At 67.3% G+C, this 17,124-nt stretch carries 20 protein-coding genes; 19 read left to right on the forward strand and 1 reads right to left on the reverse strand.

The features are described from left to right. Window positions 1–4: 4 nt before the first annotated feature. The 15 genes from AB0M65_RS13595 to AB0M65_RS13665 all read left to right on the forward strand — a co-directional run bounded on the left by AB0M65_RS13595 (window position 5) and on the right by AB0M65_RS13665 (window position 10,259). Window positions 5–337, forward strand: a complete 333-nt coding sequence (locus AB0M65_RS13595) for a hypothetical protein (protein WP_364026275.1) — start codon at window positions 5–7, stop codon at window positions 335–337. Continuing rightward, the gene (locus AB0M65_RS13600) at window positions 331–663 is read left to right on the forward strand and encodes a hypothetical protein (protein ID WP_364026278.1); all 333 of its coding nucleotides are present in this window, start codon (window positions 331–333) and stop codon (window positions 661–663) included. Before AB0M65_RS13595 ends, AB0M65_RS13600 begins: the two co-directional genes overlap by 7 nt. After that, window positions 651–1,289 (forward strand): galactosyltransferase-related protein, encoded by a 639-nt coding sequence (locus tag AB0M65_RS13605; protein WP_364026281.1) that lies wholly within the window; start codon window positions 651–653, stop codon window positions 1,287–1,289. The genes AB0M65_RS13600 and AB0M65_RS13605 overlap by 13 nt, the downstream gene beginning before the upstream one ends. A gap of 74 nt (window positions 1,290–1,363) precedes the next feature. Beyond that, complete coding sequence (locus AB0M65_RS13610) at window positions 1,364–2,869, forward strand: hypothetical protein (protein ID WP_364026284.1); 1,506 nt, start codon at window positions 1,364–1,366, stop codon at window positions 2,867–2,869. Then, window positions 2,866–4,383 (forward strand): hypothetical protein, encoded by a 1,518-nt coding sequence (locus AB0M65_RS13615; RefSeq protein ID WP_364026287.1) that lies wholly within the window; start codon window positions 2,866–2,868, stop codon window positions 4,381–4,383. Before AB0M65_RS13610 ends, AB0M65_RS13615 begins: the two co-directional genes overlap by 4 nt. Next, entirely contained in the window at window positions 4,358–5,494 is a 1,137-nt protein-coding gene (locus tag AB0M65_RS13620; protein WP_364026290.1) for a hypothetical protein, read from the forward strand. The genes AB0M65_RS13615 and AB0M65_RS13620 overlap by 26 nt, the downstream gene beginning before the upstream one ends. A 36-nt stretch (window positions 5,495–5,530) precedes the next feature. Continuing rightward, on the forward strand, window positions 5,531–6,079 hold the full coding sequence (locus AB0M65_RS13625; RefSeq protein ID WP_364026293.1) for a phage scaffolding protein: 549 nt from the start codon (window positions 5,531–5,533) through the stop codon (window positions 6,077–6,079). A 104-nt stretch (window positions 6,080–6,183) separates the two neighbouring features. Continuing rightward, window positions 6,184–7,122: a phage major capsid protein gene (locus tag AB0M65_RS13630; protein ID WP_364026296.1), complete on the forward strand. Its 939-nt coding sequence runs from the start codon at window positions 6,184–6,186 to the stop codon at window positions 7,120–7,122. Window positions 7,123–7,179: 57 nt separating this feature from the next. After that, the gene (locus tag AB0M65_RS13635; RefSeq protein WP_364026299.1) at window positions 7,180–7,611 is read left to right on the forward strand and encodes a hypothetical protein; all 432 of its coding nucleotides are present in this window, start codon (window positions 7,180–7,182) and stop codon (window positions 7,609–7,611) included. Next, the gene (locus AB0M65_RS13640) at window positions 7,596–7,958 is read left to right on the forward strand and encodes a hypothetical protein (protein WP_364026302.1); all 363 of its coding nucleotides are present in this window, start codon (window positions 7,596–7,598) and stop codon (window positions 7,956–7,958) included. Before AB0M65_RS13635 ends, AB0M65_RS13640 begins: the two co-directional genes overlap by 16 nt. Before the next feature lie 3 nt (window positions 7,959–7,961). Beyond that, window positions 7,962–8,285, forward strand: coding sequence for an HK97 gp10 family phage protein (locus AB0M65_RS13645; protein ID WP_364026305.1), 324 nt, complete (start codon window positions 7,962–7,964; stop codon window positions 8,283–8,285). Then, window positions 8,285–8,746 carry a hypothetical protein gene (locus tag AB0M65_RS13650; protein ID WP_364026308.1) on the forward strand — a complete coding sequence of 154 codons (462 nt, stop codon included), beginning with the start codon at window positions 8,285–8,287 and terminating at the stop codon, window positions 8,744–8,746. The genes AB0M65_RS13645 and AB0M65_RS13650 overlap by 1 nt, the downstream gene beginning before the upstream one ends. Window positions 8,747–8,804: 58 nt before the next feature. Continuing rightward, window positions 8,805–9,407, forward strand: a complete 603-nt coding sequence (locus tag AB0M65_RS13655) for a hypothetical protein (RefSeq protein WP_364026311.1) — start codon at window positions 8,805–8,807, stop codon at window positions 9,405–9,407. 100 nt (window positions 9,408–9,507) lie between these two features. Further along, window positions 9,508–9,915 (forward strand): hypothetical protein, encoded by a 408-nt coding sequence (locus AB0M65_RS13660; protein ID WP_364026314.1) that lies wholly within the window; start codon window positions 9,508–9,510, stop codon window positions 9,913–9,915. Continuing rightward, window positions 9,912–10,259: a hypothetical protein gene (locus tag AB0M65_RS13665; protein WP_364026317.1), complete on the forward strand. Its 348-nt coding sequence runs from the start codon at window positions 9,912–9,914 to the stop codon at window positions 10,257–10,259. The genes AB0M65_RS13660 and AB0M65_RS13665 overlap by 4 nt, the downstream gene beginning before the upstream one ends. Before the next feature lie 57 nt (window positions 10,260–10,316). Here the strand turns inward: AB0M65_RS13665 and AB0M65_RS13670 are convergent, their stop codons facing one another. Next, window positions 10,317–10,586, reverse strand: coding sequence for a hypothetical protein (locus AB0M65_RS13670; protein WP_364026320.1), 270 nt, complete (start codon window positions 10,584–10,586; stop codon window positions 10,317–10,319). A 4-nt stretch (window positions 10,587–10,590) separates the two neighbouring features. On the opposite strand from AB0M65_RS13670, the gene AB0M65_RS13675 reads away from it, so the two are divergent. The 4 genes from AB0M65_RS13675 to AB0M65_RS13690 are packed head-to-tail and all read left to right on the forward strand — an operon-like array spanning window position 10,591 to window position 17,124. Then, window positions 10,591–13,929 (forward strand): hypothetical protein, encoded by a 3,339-nt coding sequence (locus AB0M65_RS13675; RefSeq protein WP_364026323.1) that lies wholly within the window; start codon window positions 10,591–10,593, stop codon window positions 13,927–13,929. Window position 13,930: 1 nt separating this feature from the next. Beyond that, entirely contained in the window at window positions 13,931–14,827 is an 897-nt protein-coding gene (locus AB0M65_RS13680; RefSeq protein ID WP_364026325.1) for a hypothetical protein, read from the forward strand. 12 nt (window positions 14,828–14,839) lie between these two features. After that, a complete protein-coding gene (locus tag AB0M65_RS13685; protein ID WP_364026328.1) occupies window positions 14,840–15,976 on the forward strand; it encodes a hypothetical protein in 1,137 nt (378 codons plus the stop codon). After that, the gene (locus AB0M65_RS13690) at window positions 15,976–17,124 is read left to right on the forward strand and encodes a hypothetical protein (RefSeq protein ID WP_364026331.1); all 1,149 of its coding nucleotides are present in this window, start codon (window positions 15,976–15,978) and stop codon (window positions 17,122–17,124) included. The genes AB0M65_RS13685 and AB0M65_RS13690 overlap by 1 nt, the downstream gene beginning before the upstream one ends.

Here is a 17,124-nt window from a genome sequence, read left to right on the forward strand (position 1 = left end):
CGAAATGACTCCTGGAGAGTTGATCGAGGCGCGGGCGGACGAGGTAGTCCGCTTCAAGCGTGAGCCGCTCGGCATCGAGTGCCGCGCCCACGGTGAGCGTTCCGACTGGCACATGTTCTCTGTGGTCGAACTCGCGGAGATCGCTACCGTCCTGAGCGAGGGTGTGCCTGCCGAGGAATCGCGCTGCCTGGACAACGTGATGCGATACAGCCGGCGGGCGAAGAACGGGCTGCTGGATCCGCGCGAGGCGAACCGTACCCGCATCTTCGGCCCGCTGCGTTTGGGTGAGGCGCCGGTATTCGATGTGGGGATCGGAGGGCCGTATCCCTCATGGTGACCAATCACAGTCCCCGCAGCGCTTCCGTGCTGCTGTCCGGCGCTCTCGCCCGTCTCGACGTGGTCCAGCCCGAGACTCTGCGTGGCCCGGTGCGGGACATCCTGAGGGCAGGGATCGAGCTTTGCACGGTGTCGCAGTCCTTGATCGGCTTGCCGATCCGGTTCACGCTCGACCTGGCGCAGGCAATCATGGAGGTGGAAATTTCCACTTCCACCCAGAGTGGCGGGAAGCAGCCGCACAGTGTCAAGCCGGGCGGCTACCAGCCGATCGCGAAGGACATTCCCGTCTCGCGCCAGTTAGTCGACGACTTTCCGTGGCCGTGCTGATGGGTACCGCCGTGATCGTGCCATGGGGTACCGACAACGGGCCCCGCGAACGCGTGTGGACGAAGGTCCGCGCCCTGTGGGAGCTGACCGGATGTGACCTGATCGTGGCCGCCGATCCGGAGTTCGCCGCGCGCGGGAGGTTCTCCGTGTCCCGCGCGATCAACAACGCGGTGCGGCTGGCTCCACCGGAGTTCGACCGGTTCGCGTGCTTTGGAGCGGACATGCTGCCCTGCGCGGAGACCGTGGCGTGGGCGGCGGCCGAGCTGGACCGGGAACCGTGGACGCTGCTGTTCAACCGCGGCATCGCCCTGTCCGAAGAGGACACCGAGCAGTGGCTGCAAGGCGGCCGCGTCGACCGGTCTGGCGCTGAACTGTTCGCATCGCCGTGCGTCGGGCCGATCGCCTTCACCCGCGCCACCTTCGAGAAGGTCGGTGGCTTCGACGAGCGGTACGAAGGCTGGGCCTACGAAGATGTCGACCTCTGGTACCGGCTACAGCGCGACGCGCCCCGGTCGGAGCAGCCCTACCCGCGTGCCCCGCTGGTCCAGTTCTGGCACCCGACCGAGCACCACGACCTGTCGCGGGAGAACCCGAACGTTCGCCTGTTCGCCGAGACCTGGGGATGAGCCCGGGGCTGCCCGACTGAGCCGGGTAGGGCCCTCGGTCATGGCCCGTCCACGGGCAGGACGCGGAGGGCATCATGTTCGACCTCGACGCGTACCTCGCGCGGCTCGACGAGCGGCTGCTGGAGGACCCGGAAGGCCGGCGGATCCTGACCCGGCTCGACCCGCTGCTGTTCGCCCTGCTGTACCTGCCGCACCACCTGCGAGGCGCCGAGACCGGCGACGTGATCTCGTTCAGCGAAGCCCACCTGGAGTGGTGCGAGCTGGCGAAGCGGTACGTCCGGCCGATCGCCGCCGGGGAACCGGGCGACATGCGGGACGCGATCATCGCGCCGCGTGGCCTCGGCAAGAGCACGTGGTGGTTCACGATCATCCCGCTGTGGTTGGCCGCGCACGGGCATCGGCAGTTCATCGCGGCGTTCGCGAACTCGGCGACGCAGGCGCGAGACCACCTCGGCACGTTCAAGCGGGAGCTGGAGCACAACGACCTGCTTCGGCGGGACTTCCCCGACCTCGTGACCGCTGCCCGGCGCCCATCCGGGGTGTCGGTGTCGGACTCGCAGGACATGTTCATCGCCCGCTCAGGGTTCGTGTTCGCCGCGCGCGGCATCGACTCGTCGGTGCTGGGCATGAAGATCGGCACCCGGCGGCCGGATCACCTGGTCCTCGACGACGTGGAAGGCACCGACGGCAACTACTCGCCGACGATGAAAGAGTCGCGGCTGAAGACCCTCACCGCGGGTGTGCTCCCTATGAACAACCGGGCGTCGGTCACGATGGCCGGCACCGTGGCGATCCCCGGCGCGATCGTGGACGACATCGCGGCGAAGCAGCGCGGCGACGAGTACCCGGATTGGGTCGACGACGAGCGGTTCATACCGCGCTACTACGACGTGATCCAGACCTGCGAAGACGGCGCGGAGCAGTCCCTGTGGCCGGAGCGCTGGTCGATGGCGTGGATCAACAGTGTCCGGCACATGCGGGCGTTCCAGTCGCAGTACCGCAACGACCCAATGGCGGCGGACACCGCGTTCTGGACCGGCGAGGACTTCCAGTACCGGGACGACCTGCCGATCGTGAAGCAACTGCTGTCGATCGACCCGGCGGTGACGACGAAGGCGAAGTCGGACTTCACCGCGCTGGCGGTGATCGGCGCGACCATGCCCGGCAAGGACCGGGCATGCGTTGTGCGGGACGCCTGGCAGGTGAAGATCCCGCCGGGGGAGAAGCTGCGGCAGCGGGTCCTGCAAATCCTCGAGGCCTACCCGGACATCAACGGCGTGGTCGTCGAGACGAACCAGGGCGGCGACACCTGGCTGGCGATCCTGCACGACCTGCCCGTCCGGGTGCTGACCGTGCACCAGGACCGGCCGAAGGAAGTCCGCGCCGGGTCGCTGCTGGCGAAGTACCAGCGCGGCCGCGTGTTCCACGAGAAGCGGCTGCACCAGCTCGAAGGCCAGATGATGCGGTTCCCGCTCGGCGAGCACGACGACCTGATCGACGCCGTCGGCACGGGCGTCGAGGTGTACCTGAAGACCGATACGCCGCCACCGGCGGCCAGTGCACGGGAAGGGGCGGCATGAACAGCGATCTCGGCGACGCCCTGGACGCGATGAACGGCGCGGACAGCGGCTACCTCAAGGCCAAGGCCTACAGCGACGGACCGGTCGAGGAGGTCTTTACCTCCCGCCGGATCCGGAGGCTGTTGCAGGACTCGGGCGTCAGCTTCCAAACGCTGCTCGGCGACGTGGTCATCGACGCCGTGGCGAACAAGCTCCGGATCGAGGCCATCACCAGCGACACCGACGCCCACACCCAGCTCATCGCGGACGTGGACGAGGCCAACAACATGGCGCAGGTCCGCCCGGCGGTGATGCGGCGCGCACTGCAGCTCGGCGACTCGTACCTCTGGGCGTGGCCGGTACTCGCCGACAATGGCGACGTGGTACCTGGCCAGGTACTGATCTCGGTATTCGGGCCGCGCGAGATGCGGGTGCTCTACGAGGAGGACGAGCCCGGCAAGCCGCGGGTGGCGATCCAGCGGTGGACCGTGAAGTCACCGCTCGGCGTGAAGCGGGTCCGCGTGGACCTGATCTACGACGACCGAATCGAGCACTTCATCGCGCGCGGGCAGCGGTCGAGCAAGCCGGGCGACTTCGAGCCGTACGGCGTGGACGGGCGGGACGCGGTCGAGGAGAACCCGTACGGGTTCCCGGTGTTCCACTTCCAGGGCACCGGTCTTCCGGGCGAGTACGGCAAGCCTGAGCACAAGTCGTTCTACGGAACGCAGAACAAGCTGCTGAAGCTGGAGATCGGCCACATGGCGGGCGTGGACTTCTTCACGCTGCCGCAGCGGGTCGCGCTGCGCGACGCCGGCCGCGTCGGTCCCTCGTCGATCGACGATCTCGACGAGGACGACTTCGACCTGCCGACGAACGGGCTGCACTCCGAACCCTCGAAAGGTGACCGGAAGTCGAAGCTGTCCAGCGAACCCGGATCCATGTGGGATCTCCAGGGTTACAAGGACGTGAAGCAGCTCGACCCCGGCGACCCAAAGGTGTTCCTCGACCCGCGTACCGCGTACCTGCGTGAGGGGTCGGTGGCGTCGTCCACGCCGTTCCACCTCTTCGACCGCACCGGGCAGATCCCGTCCGGGGAGTCACTGAAGACCGCGAACGAACCATTGGACGCCAAGAGCGGGTTCCGCAAGACCTCGTTCGACGGCACGTTCCGCGGTTTCTACCGGTTCGTGCTGAAGCTGCTCGGCGTCGAAGCGCCGGTCAGCATCGCGTGGGCTCCGATCGAGTCGACCGACGAGAGCACGAAGCTCGGCCACGCGAAGCAGAAGCAGGAGCTGGGTGTCCCGATCGGACAGTCACTCACGGAGATCGGCTACAAGCTCGACGACGTGAACATGTGGCTCGACGACGGCGATGGCGGCCTGCCACAACGAGTCGAGCTGCTGGCCACGCTGGGTCAGGCGGTGTCCGCGTTCTCCACAGCGGTCGCTGCCGGGGTCATCGACGAGAGCATGTTGCAGCAGGTGATCACGAAGGTGATGGGGGACATCGATGACCAGTCCTCAGGATCCGCGTGACCTGATCCGGCAGCACGACGAGGAAGCGCAGGCTGTCGAGGACCAGGCGGTCGCCGAGGTCGTCGGCCCGGTCGAGTCGGTGTTCACCGCGTTGTGGCGGTGGGTGCTGCGCACCTGGGCGCGGTTGTTCGGCGCCCCGAAGTCGACGGCCGAGGGCGAGCCGCTGCGGTCGCTGCTGGACGAGCTGGTTGCCCGGATCGTTGGCATCGGACTGAATCCCGCAGACGCGCTCCTGGCCAACGCGCAGCGAGCGCGGTTGCTCGGTGCGGACCAGGGAGCCCGAGAGATCGGCATCCCCACCCTGGCGGATCCGGGCGAGGTGCTTCCCGAAACCAGAGAAGCGATCGCTCGCGGGGTCCGCTGGGCACAGCAGAAGCTCGAAACCGGCGCCGACGAACTGCGGAAGCTGGACACGGCCGACCTCGATGAGGTATTGAAACACGCCTCCGTCGCCCGGCAGGCGAAAGCGATCCTCGAGCGAACGGCCCGCACCACGTTCAACACCGAGCTGAACGAAGGTCTCGTGGCGGCAGCGAAAGCCACCGGTGCACAGCTGGTGTGGATCGCTGAGCATGACGCGTGCCTAGCTTGCACAGGTCTCGCCGGTCATGTCGTCACGCCGGGGCGGCCGTTCCCGGACGGAAGACGCTTCGGAGGACGCCGCGGGGAGTTTGCGCCCGTGCTCGCTCCACCGTTGCACCACAACTGCCGATGCCGTGTTTCACCCTGGATGGGGCACGACAAGGACAAGGCAGAGGCTGCCACGCACGACTGGGCGGACGCCATCAAGGACGCCCAAGAGCGCGGCGATCAGGTGGCGGTCGACGCCGCACGCAAGGCCGCGGCTGCCGCCAAGCAGTCGGCGACCGTGGATCTTCCGGAAGCGCTGCGGCGTGAGGCCGAACGTGCCGTTCTTCGCGGTGACTCCGCATTCGACGGTGAACGTGCCCGGCTAAGCGCGGCGGATCGTCTGCTAGCCAAGGTCGGCGCCGACAAGAACGCGCCTTCACCGTACGGCTGGAAGGTCCCAGCGTCGGTGAAGGCGAAGGCACGTGCCGCGATCAAGCGCGGCACTTTCACCGCCCGGCCGGTATCCACCGGCCGCAAGTAGCCCCGTGACGGGGCTGAACCCGAGGAGGAAGCCGAGATGGCTGACGACCCCACACCCGCACCGACTCCGACTCCGACGCCGAACCCCGCACCGGCTCCCGAGCCCGCGCCCGTCGAGTGGAAACCGCCGACGAAGGCCGAGTGGGAAGCCCGCGAGGCTGAGCTGTCCCGCGTGAACGCCGAGTCCGCCGGTCGCCGCGTGAAGCTCAAAGAGCTGGAGCAGAAGAACGAGACCGACACCGACAAGGCCAAGCGGGAAGCCGAGGAAGCCGCGGCCGCGCGTTTCAAGCCGACCGCGATCAAGGCGTCGGCGAAGTCCGCACTGCTGGAAGCCGAAGCCAAGACCGAACGAGTCGGTGCGCTGGCCGGACTGCTCGACGTGTCCAAGCTGGACATCGACGACAAGGGTGAGATCACCGGCCTGGACGCCGAGGTCAAGCGCGTCAAGGCCGAGTACCCGGAATTCTTCAAGGCCGAGGGCGACGGCGGCAAGCCGCGTCCAGGGAAGCTCACGCCGGGCGGCAAGTCCACCGGTGAGGCACCGAAGACCGCAGGCGAGCAGATCGCCGCCCGTTACGGCGGATAGCCCGCCACGCCAGAACCACGAGCAGCCCGTGAGGGCGTCCAACCGCACCCGTGACGGGGAAGCGGTGACTTTCCCTTTAATCCCAACAGAAACGGAGAGCCATCATGGCTGTCACTTTCACCGGGGCGGGCTGGATCCCGATCGAGACCAACCCCGATGTCATCCAGAAGGTTCAGCAGACCTCCGCCGTACTGCGGTGGGGCAACCCCGTACCAATGGGCAGCAACACCAAGTACACCCCGCGTTCCGGCGGCGTGACGATCGGCCGGTGGGCGAAGTCCACCAGCGCCCCGGCGGACGCGAGCCCGAACGACTCGGTGCTGCTGAACACCGACAAGTTCGGCGGCAAGGTCGTCGTCGCGGCCGAGGACATGGAGGACTCGCTGGCGTCCATCGTGGACGCCAAGAGCGTGGACGCGGGTAGCTCGTTCGCGAAGCTGTTCGACAACGTGACCCTCGGCATCACCGCGGCGAAGGGCACCAGCGGGTGGGGCTTCGACTCCCTGTACTACCTGCTCACCCAGAACGACACGGTGACCGGCTACACCGGCGGCACGAACCTGTCGACCGGTGCGACCGCCGCGACCTACGACAACCTGTCGTCCTCGCTGGGCGTGTACGAGCAGGGCGATTTCTTCGAAGAGGAAGAGACCGTCGCGATCGCGCACCCCGCGTTCAAGCAGATCTTGCGTGGCATCAAGGACAGCCAGGGTGCGCCGATCCTGAACGAGTCGACCGCGGGCGTCGCCGGCGGCGGCCAGGGCGGCACGCCGAAGCTGTTCGGCTACGACCTCCAGTGGTCGATGGGTGCCAAGACCAGCGCGGCCGGTTCCAGCTCCCCGACGGGCAAGCCGTTCATCGTGTGGGGCAACCGGAAGTACCTGCAGGTCGGTAACCGCACCGGCGGCGAGCTGGCGGTCAACTTCCAGGACACCGACACCGGTATCGGCGTCGACACCGACGAGAACCTGCTGTACTTCCGCGCTCGCAAGGCCTTCGCGGTCGGCGCGCCGGGCGCGTTCTCGATGCTGGTGATCGGCTGATCCCGTCGACGTGGCGGGGTCGCGTGCTGCGCGGCCCCGCACCCGGAAGGAGGCGTCATGGTGGCGACCTGGGCGACCGCGGGCGACGTGCTCACCTACGCGAAGAAGACCGTGGACGACGCGGCGGTCATGGTCGCGCAGGGCACGATCGACCTGTACGCCGGGCGGATTCCCGCCGACGCCGACCGGGTCGGCGCACGGGATCAGTACTGGCTGAAGCTGGCGGTGGCGTATCAGGCGGCGTGGCAGGCCGGGCAGCCTGATCTGTTCGAGCGGCTCGACATCACCTCGACCGGCGGGAGCCAGTCGACCGACGGTGAGGAGTCGTGGATGACGCTGGCCCCGCACGCGGCGCAGGCGCTGCGACGGGTGTCGTGGATGGGCTCCGGCTCGTTCCACGTCCGGGCGCCGAGTGAGACCGGTGACCGGCCGCGTGAGGTGTACGGCGACGACGACCAGATCGACCCGGGGCATTGGCGGCCGATCTGATGTGGGCGTTGGCGACGTGCCGGGCGTCCATCTTCCGCGGCACGGTCGCAGAGCCCGCGTATGGCGACCCGGTGCCGAACAACCTGACACCGGCGTCGAGCGGCGTGCTGCTCGCTGTCGAGGAACGGAACTCCCGCACCTGGGATCCGGCGGCGCAGACCCCGCGCGTCGTGCGGGTGGTGAATGGCACGGTTCCGTCCACAACGGACATCGTCACAGGCGACCGGATCCGCGACGACACCAACGGCGTGCTGTACCTCGTGCAGAACGTGACCCGTCCTCGGACACCTGGCCGGACACCGGATGTGCGGCTGGACCTGAAACGGATCGGCGACGACGGGGGGTGAACCATGGCGGAATACCGCGAGGCCCCGGACTGGCGGGAGAAGATCGCCGCCGACGTGCGCGGCCTGTTCTCCCAGCTCGTCGGGGAAGTCCTCGACGATGCGATCGCCCTTGTCCCGATCGACACCGGGAATCTGCGTGAGTCGTTGTCGAGCGAGATCAACGGCGACACCGCCCGGATCGGCTCGGAGCTGAACTACGCGCTGTACGTGGAGGAAGGCCACCGGGTCGGATACCGCGGCCCGGACGGCGAAACGGTCTTCACCGGCGACGTGGTGCCGCCGCAGCCTTACCTGCGTCCGGCGCTCTACCGACGGCGGGGTGGCTGATGGCGGCCCCGTTCATCTACGCCTCGGACGAGGCGGTGACGAAGGCGTGGCTGGCGCAGCTCGACGGGTTCTCGGCAGGGATGGTCGGGGAGACCCTGCCGCGCGACGCTGGCAGCTGGGCCACTTCAGGGTTCCTGACCGTGACGGTGGCCGGCGGGGCGACGGTGCCGGAGTTCCGGCTGGAGTCGCCGGTGATGGACGTGCGCGGGTGGGCGACCACGCCGGGCACGGACGCGCCACCGTGGAACAAGGCACGCAACCTCGCGCTCAGCGTGCAGGCGGGAACCTACCGGCGAGAGCCCTGGTTCGTAGAGCTGCCCGCGTGCAGTGAGAACGCCGTCGTGAAGACGGCCTACCTGCTCGGGAAACCGAGGCGGGCGTACGGCGACTTCGGCGACTACGCCGTGTACGTCCTGAACCTGGTGCTGAACTGGGTTCCTGTCGTCAAGAGCACCCCGTGATGGGGACTGACCAACAACCTTTCGGGCCACACGGCCCACAGTCCTCTTTGGAGTGATCATGGCCGACACCGCTGGCCTGCAGCCCGGGAACCTCGTGATGGGTCCCGCACGGCTCTACATCTACCGCCTCGCGTTCGACCCGGCCCTGGCCTACGAGCCCGCGCTGACGGACATCAACCTCGCCCCGGCGGCGTCCGCCTGGTACGACACGGGCATCACGCTCGGCGGGACCAACGTCAATGTCTCGCCGACGTGGACGCCCCTCACGGGTGACCAGCTCGTCGACAAGCTCGGCGCGCGGCTCACCGATCGCGACATCAAGTGCACGGCGAACTTCGCCGAGATGACGCGGGCGAACATCGCCTACGCGTGGAACATGACCGCAGGCCCGACCGGCGCGAACTACAGCGTCTCGGACCTGAACGCCGGGCAGACCGCGAACCGCGCCCCTTATCGGACGGTCCTGGTCGACGGTCTCGGCCCGGATGTGACCGACGGTTCCCGGTCGAAGAAGCGCCGCGCGATCCTGCGCAAGGCGCTGCCGTCGGGCGACACCGCGCTCAACTGGGAGAAGGCGAACCAGCAGGCTCTCGCCGCGGAATTCCAGGCCTTCTTCGTGTCCGAGTCGATCAGCCCGATCCGGTTGATCGACGAGGAATAACTCGCGTAATCCCCTCAAACGCAGTCCCGTTCCGCACGCACCTGCCTGCGTGCGGAACGGGACTGCCCCACTTCCCTTGTCCTGGCAGGAGGACCACAGCATGGCCGCATCTACCCCGCGCAAGACCAGCACCCGGAAGGCTGTCGCGCCGCGTAAGCGTCCGGTAGCGAAGCCGAAGGCCAATCTCGGAATCGTGCTCGACGACGACTCGGCGAAGGCCGAAACCGAGGCACTGGTCGCCGAGCGAGAGCCGTTGTTCACGGTCGGCGGCGTGACCTACACGATCCCGAAGTGCGTGCCACCGTCGTGGTCGATGAAGGCTTACCGGATCGCCATCGAGCAAGGCGACTCCGCAGCGCTCGCGTTCGCCGTGGACAAGCTGCTTACCGAAGAAGCATGGGAAGCTCTCAGGGAGTGCGAGACCGTGACCCCCACGGCGTGGGAGAAGGTTCTCAACATCCTGGTGGACCGAATCCTGCCCGATGGGGTGCTTGGCCCAAAAGCGTGATTGACGCCTGGCACGAACGGCTTTCGATCGTCGGCTGGTTCTTCACCCATCTCGACGATGTGCTGTCGGACATGAGCGTCTTCCACCGGGTCGACGACCTCGACCAGGTCGCGGCCGCGGTGTTCCTGCCGCGTATGGTGCGGCTCGCCTTCTACGACGGTGCCGTGCGCCACGCGATGCAGCGCGCCCTTGAACAGTCCCCTCTCGTCTCTGTCGACGAGCCACGGCGCGAGGAGCCCGCTCCCGTGCGGACGCGCACCACCGACGAACTGAAAGCCCTGAATCAGTCCCGCGAGTACGGGCCGATGGGCGTGAACCAGGCCGGAGTCTTCGACTTCGACTGACCGGAGGAAGGGGTTCGCGGTGACCGCACCTGGTGGTGACTTCAAACTAGCCGGCGCCTACGTCGAAGTCCGGCTGAAGGACGAGACTTCCGGCGACGAGAAGCGGATCCGGGCGAAGATCGAGGGCGAGAAGCCCGTTTCGTTCGGCACGGCACTGAAGGACCCGGCCAATACCCGGCTGGTGAAGGAGAAGATCGAGCGGGAGACGAAGCCGACCATCCGGCCGGAGGTCACCAACCCGATCGACGCCGCGTGGCGCGCGAAGATCCAGGCAGCGATCAAGGCGACCAGCGCGCAGGCACTGAACGTCCCCGTTACACCGGACACGGCGATGTTCCGTCGTGACCTTGAGGAGTCGCTGAAGAAGGCGCAGTCGCTCGTCCGCGCCGAGATCCCCACGAAACCCGAAGACGCAGCGAAGTTCCATGCAGAGCTTGAGGCGATGGTCGTCACGGCACAGGCCGGGATCAAGGCGAAGATCCCGCTTGAGGTCGACGAGAAGGGCGCCCGCGAATCGGCCCGGCGTGGCGGCGCGGTCGTGGATAGCGAACTGGGACGTGTCGCGTCCCGCGCTAACGCGAAGTTCGATGCACTGAAGTTCCTCGGGTTGTCGATCGGACTGCCCGCAGCGGCGTCGGTCGGCGCAGCCGGTGTTGTGGCGGCGCTCGCGATCGCTGGTGGTGCGTTCGCCGGGCTCGGCGTCTATGCGGCGTTGGCGTCGGACCAGGTGCAGAGCAAGATGCAGGGCCTGTCGAAGCGGGTCACGGCCGAGTTCGACGGAATGGCCTCGATTCTGGAGGACGAGACTGTCGCCGCGGTCGACGCCGTCGGGCGGTCTTGGGACCGGCTTGCGCCGCAGATTCGGGCGGGCGTTGCGGCCTCGGCTCCGGCAGTGCGGGAGCTGACCGGTGCCGCTACGGACTTCGCCGAGAACGCGATGCCGCGGCTAATCACTTCGGTGAAGGCGTCCGAACCTGCGCTCAAGGGACTGCGCAGCTTCGCCGCGTCGGCCGGAACAGGTCTCGGGGAGTTCTTCGAAAACGCGTCGCACGGCAGCGAGTCCGCCGGCCGATCGATGGAGGTTCTCGGCCGCATCGTCGGCGACCTGGAGTCCGAACTCGGGACCCTGCTGGCGAATTTGGCACAGGGGTCGACCGGGCCGCTAATGCAGTTCCAGTCCACGCTGAATGCTCTCTACGGGGTGGTCAACACCGTCACCACGTCCGGCATGCCCGCGCTGCAGGGTGCGACGGCTGGGTTCCTCGGAACGCTGACCGGCGCCCTGACGCTTGTGAACGGATTCGCGAGTGGTCTGGGTTCGTGGGCGGGCCCGCTGGCGATGATCATCGGTCAGTTCAAGGCACTCGACATGCTGTCGTTCGGCAAGTTGTCCAGCGGTTTGAAGGGGCTCTACTCCGATCTCGGTCGTGCCGGCCAGGGATCGACTGGGCTTGGGAACACCTTCGGCGGCACAGCGGGGAAGGCGGGCATCGCCTCGGCCGCGTTGATCGTTCTCGGCGTCGCGCTGAAGACGATCGGTGACCGGTCACAAGACGCGGCAGATCACCAATCGGAGCACGCCTCCACAGTCGACCGCATGACGGCGGCGTTCCGGGAATCGAAGGGCGTCATCGACGCCAATGTCCGGGCGATGCTGCAGACCGATCCGGCGTACAAGCGGGCAGCGGAGAACGCGCAGGTTCTCGGCGTCAACGTCCACCAGCTCGGCGAGGACTTGGCCGCCGGTGGCGGTTCGGCCACGGCGTCGGCTCAGTCCATTCGGGACGTGGGCAAGGCGCTGATCGACGCCGCGCATCCGGCTGGGCGGCTCGGGCAGACGATGCAGGACAACCTCGCGAAGCTGATCCAGCAGGGCGGCGCGGCGAAGGACGTGTCGGGTGACATCGAGGCTCTCGCCGCTCAGTACCAGATCGCGACAGGTGCGTCCGAGGCCGAGACCGCTGCCTATGCTGGGAAGATCACGAGGTTGTACGACCTTGCGGGGCAGTACAACCAAACCGGCGGGGCGGCGGAGAAGGCCGCGAAGGATACCGCGGAGTTCAACCGCCTGCAGTCCGAGATCAGCTCGGAGAACATGCGGAAGATTACCCCGGCCGCGTACGCAGCGCAGGTCGCTACCGCATCACTGCAGGCCGCATTCGCGAAGCTGAATGAAGTCGGCGGAGACGTGGCCGCCAAGGGACAGGCGATCATCGACGTGATGCTGCGGCTGTCTGGGCAGAAGCCTGGAGTCGAAGAAGCGTTGCAGGCGTGGAACGACGGCCTGCGAGGTATCGGAGAGTCTTTCAAAGATGCCAACATTCGAGACCACGCGAAGGACCTGATCGACGCTTCCGGCGCGATCAATACGGTTTCCGACGCGGGGTCGAAGCTGCAGGACACAGTGCAGAAAGGAGCGACCGGCTTCGCCTCGTATGCGCAGTCGCTCAAGGACGCGGGCACGCCAGCGGACGAGATTCGCGGCAAGTTGGCGACGATGCGAGACGAGTTCGCGAAGCAGCTCAAGCAGCTCGGCCTCAATGACACGCAGATCGGCAAGATCCTCGACCACTACCAGATGATCCCCGACAAGGTGATCACGCAGATGGGGCTCGAAGGCGACCAGATGTCGCAGCAGCAGATCACCGATGTGATCAACAAGCTGAAGCAGGTCCCAGCGAAGCAGGGCATCACGGTCGACGCCCTGACCGAACCTGCCGTGAAGTCGCTGCAGGACCTCGGGAACATCGTGGTCCGGTTGCCCGACGGAAAGTTCCGCGTCTTCGCCGACACCACCGAAGGTCGGCGCGAGGCGGAAAAGCTGCAAGCCGATATCAACCACTACTACCCGAACATGCGGGTGGGAGCGGATACGTCACCGGCGGAAGCGTCCTCATCGCTGTTCGTCGACCACATCGGAAACGTGGTCGGCACCATGAACATCGACGCGAACACGCTTCCCGCCGGCGGGAAGCTGACCGCGCAGATCGCCGCAGTGGATGGGTCGAAGGGCACGATGACGCTCGACGCTCGGAGAGATCCGGCGACGCGGCAACTGCAGGTCGCGGTGCAGGATGTCAACGGCGCGTGGGGCTGGATGACCATCGACGCGTTCAACAACGCGGCGAAGTCCCGGATCGGCGACGCTGTCAGGGTCGCGAATGGTTCGACCGGGTTCATCACCGCCGACGCCCATACGGGTGCCGCAGAGTCAGCGCTCAACTATGCCGCGCGAGACCGGACCGCCTACATCCGGACCATCACGGTCGGCACACCAGGTGGTGGCGGCACGGTCAACAACGCCTACCGACCAAACGCGGTGGGCAACATCCTGACGGCCAACGCCAAGGGGAACATCCTGAAGTTCTTCGCTGGCGGGGGCTTTGAGGGGCTGTCGTCGATGTCGTCGATGGCGCAGATCGTTCCGCCGAACACGTGGCGAGTGGTCGGGGACAACATGCGTGTGCCCGAGTCCTACATTCCGCTGGATCCACGCTCGGGACGGTCACAGCGGCTGCTGGACGAGACGAACGCGCGCATGGGCCGCGGCTCGCCCGGCGGCGGAGTCGTGAACAACTTCACTACGACGGTGCACACCGCGGCGGTCGAGCCGTACGCGGTCGCGGCCGCGGTGTCCGGCGAACTCGGCTGGACCATGAGGGGAGGCTGATGTGCCGACTCGGGTGATCTGGCCGACGTACACGATCGGTTCGTGGGCGGCCAATGTGGACGACGACACCGATTGCCGGTGGGTGGTGACGAACCAGACCCTCAACGATGGTGTCGCTCAGAAGACGCACGTCACCGAGCGGCCGTTCGGGATGGGTGCCTATCGCGACCGGTCGTATCCCGCGGCGCGGTACGGCGTGATCCAGGGCTGGTGTCAGGCCCCGGATCGCGCCGGCCGCGTGGCGGCCCGCGACCGGCTGATGACGTTGTTCCCGGACGGCGGGCAGGCTCTGCTGGTCATCGACGACGGGATCGCTGCGCGGCAGCTGCTCGTCGAGCTCGACAGCGACGTGCCGAAGTGCGCGGTGTGGAACACGGGCGAGGGCTTCGTCTGGCAGCTGTCACTGCTGGCCGCCGATCCCCGCTACCTGGACACGACGCCGCGGTCGGTGTCGACGACGATCGGCACCGCGTCATCCGACGGTCTCGACTGGAACGCGGGCAGCCCCGGCGGTCTGGACTGGACAGCGGGTTCGCCCGGCGGCCTGGACTGGGGCAGCAGCGGATCCGGCGGACTGCTGACCCTGACCAATCCCGGCTCGACCATTACGTGGCCGACGTTCACCATCACCACCCCGACCACGCTCACGAACCCCGTCCTGACCAACCCTGCGACCGGGGACGTGCTCGCCTACAACGGCACGATCGACGCCGGGCAGACCCTCACGATCGACTGCAGCCCGTTCACGCGCTCGGTGACCTTGAACGGCATCGACCGGTCCGGCGCGCTCTTTGCGGCGCAGTGGATCGAAATCGCCGCCGGCCAGGCGACGACCGTCCAGGCTGCGGGCACCGGCTCGGGAACCATCACCGCGACCTGGCAGTACGCCTACAACTGAGAGGGGGCCGAGATGCCTACAAACGCTGCTGGGACCGGGTTCTGGACCGCGCAGACCCGCAACAACGCATTGCAGGGGCGGACCCTGCTGCAGGGGCTGTACCTCGCCACGAACGTCGGTGGCGCGAACCCCGTTCCGCTGTCCGCCAACCGCACCGGTGTGATCTGCACGAGCGACTTTGGCGCGGACATCTTCGACCTGCGCGTGACCGTGACTTCGGGCCTGACGATGTCGGTCAAGCCCGGGACGGCGATCGTGCACCGCGACGGTGTCGGCCCTTACGAGGGCTGGCTGCGTCCTGGCGCGGTGTCGGTGACGTGCGACGCGGCCCCGGTGTCCAACTCTCGCAATGACATCGTCTGCCTGAGGATCTATGACGTGGCGCAGGGCGACACTGTCCCCGGTACCGGGCCGGTGCAGATCGAGGTCATCACCGGTACGCCGGGCGCGGTCCCGGTTGACCCGGTGAATGTTTCCGGCACGATCTCGTCCTGGCCTGCCTCTGGTGGCGGCGTCGGGATCGCGCTCGCCCGTGCCCGGGTGAGCACCTCGGGCGTCATCACGCTGACCGACGTGCGGCGCTCCACCGGTGTGCTTGGCGCGGTCCGTCCGATGTTGCCGGGTGACCTGTCCGCGGACGGCTCGAACTGCCAGGGCGACCTCCGTTGGAACCCCGCGTTGGGAACGATCCAGCTGTACAACGCTTCTGGTAGCTGGCAGCGAATCCGGTCGGGGGAAGATGTCGGAGGGGAATGGCGCGACGCACGGACCACGCCACCGATCAACCTCGGTTCGACAAAGCTGCAGTTCGCCACGAACGCCGTCTCAGCCAACGGGTTGACGTACAACGGCACCGACACGTGGACCGTCCAGACTGACGGTATCTACAACGTGTTCTGCCAGCTGCGCGCAACGTCCGCACAGAACGGCGGTATCGCGATGGGCTCCACGACGTACGCCGACGGGACGCACATCCTGCCGTTCCTCGGATTCACCCCCGGTCCCGACTATGGCCTGTCCGGACCGGTGAAGCTGACCGCCGGACAACAGTTCTGCTTCTACTTCTACAACAACGGGTCGAACACCACGATCAATAACGCGCTGCGCAACGCCATGGTGAAGATCTGGAAGCAGAACGGTGCTCCCTGATGGTCGCCGAGCGGGAGTACACCGCGGTCGTCTACTCGACTACGTCGGGCCGGATCATCTACGACCTCGACCTGGCCGACGATCCCGAGTGGACTGCACGCGTGAACGACGCCGGTGGCGGCCGGATCACCGTGCCGCTGCTGGGCGGGGCGCGGACCGCGCGCGTGCGGGAGTGGTGCGTGCCCTGGCGGTACTCGATTGCCGTGGTGCGCGGAGACACCGTGTGCCAGGCCGGGCCGATCGTGCCGTACGCCCCGGTAGCGGGCAAGCCGCACCTGCAGGTGGCGTTCAAAGGCTTCTGGGAGCTGTTCAACCGCAGGCTGCTGCACAACGAGAACTGGAACCCGGCCGCGACGAAGATCACCGATCCGTCGGCGGACATCTCCATCACCGACAGCTTGCCGAACATCGCTCGCACGATCGCCGACCACGCGCTGGGCTGGCACTACCGGCCCGGTTCGAATCTGCCGCTGGACTTACCCGCGGTGCTGCCCGGCGGCGGAACGAACGTGCGGAACTACCGCGGATACGAGACCGCGTCGGCAGGGCAGCGGCTGCAGGAGCTCACCCAGGTCGACGGCGGCCCGGACTGCCTGTTCCAGCCGTACCTGATCACTTCGGGTGGAGTTCGGTTCATCCGGCACCGGATGCTGCTCGGTAACCCGCTGCTCGTGCAGCTCGGCGGGGCGCTGAAGTTCGACTACCGCTCGACCCTGGTGTCGCTCAGCATCGCCGGGGACGGCTCCGGACAGGCGAACACCGCGTTCGTGAAGGGCAGCGGGAACGAAGCTGGAACCCTGTTCGGCTACGCCACCGACACCACTCTGACCGATCAGGGCTGGCCCGCGCTGGACATGGTCGACTCCGGACACACGTCGGCCTCCGAGCAGGCCACATTGGACGGCTGGGCGCGGGCGGACGTGGCGCTGTACGGGACGCAACCGGAGCAGTGGCAGGCAGTGGTGCGTGCGGACGCCGATCCGGCGTGGGGCTCGTACAACCCAGGCCACTACGCGGACTACAGCGTGAAGAACCACCACTGGCTGCCGAACGGCAACTACTCCTACCGGATCCTCGGCGTGTCTCACAGCAGCGGAACACCGCGAGGCTGTGTCGATCACCAGTTGCAGGCCGTACGCACCGGCTAG

This window comes from Amycolatopsis sp. NPDC051071 (assembly GCF_040682875.1).
Lineage (GTDB): Bacteria > Actinomycetota > Actinomycetes > Mycobacteriales > Pseudonocardiaceae > Amycolatopsis.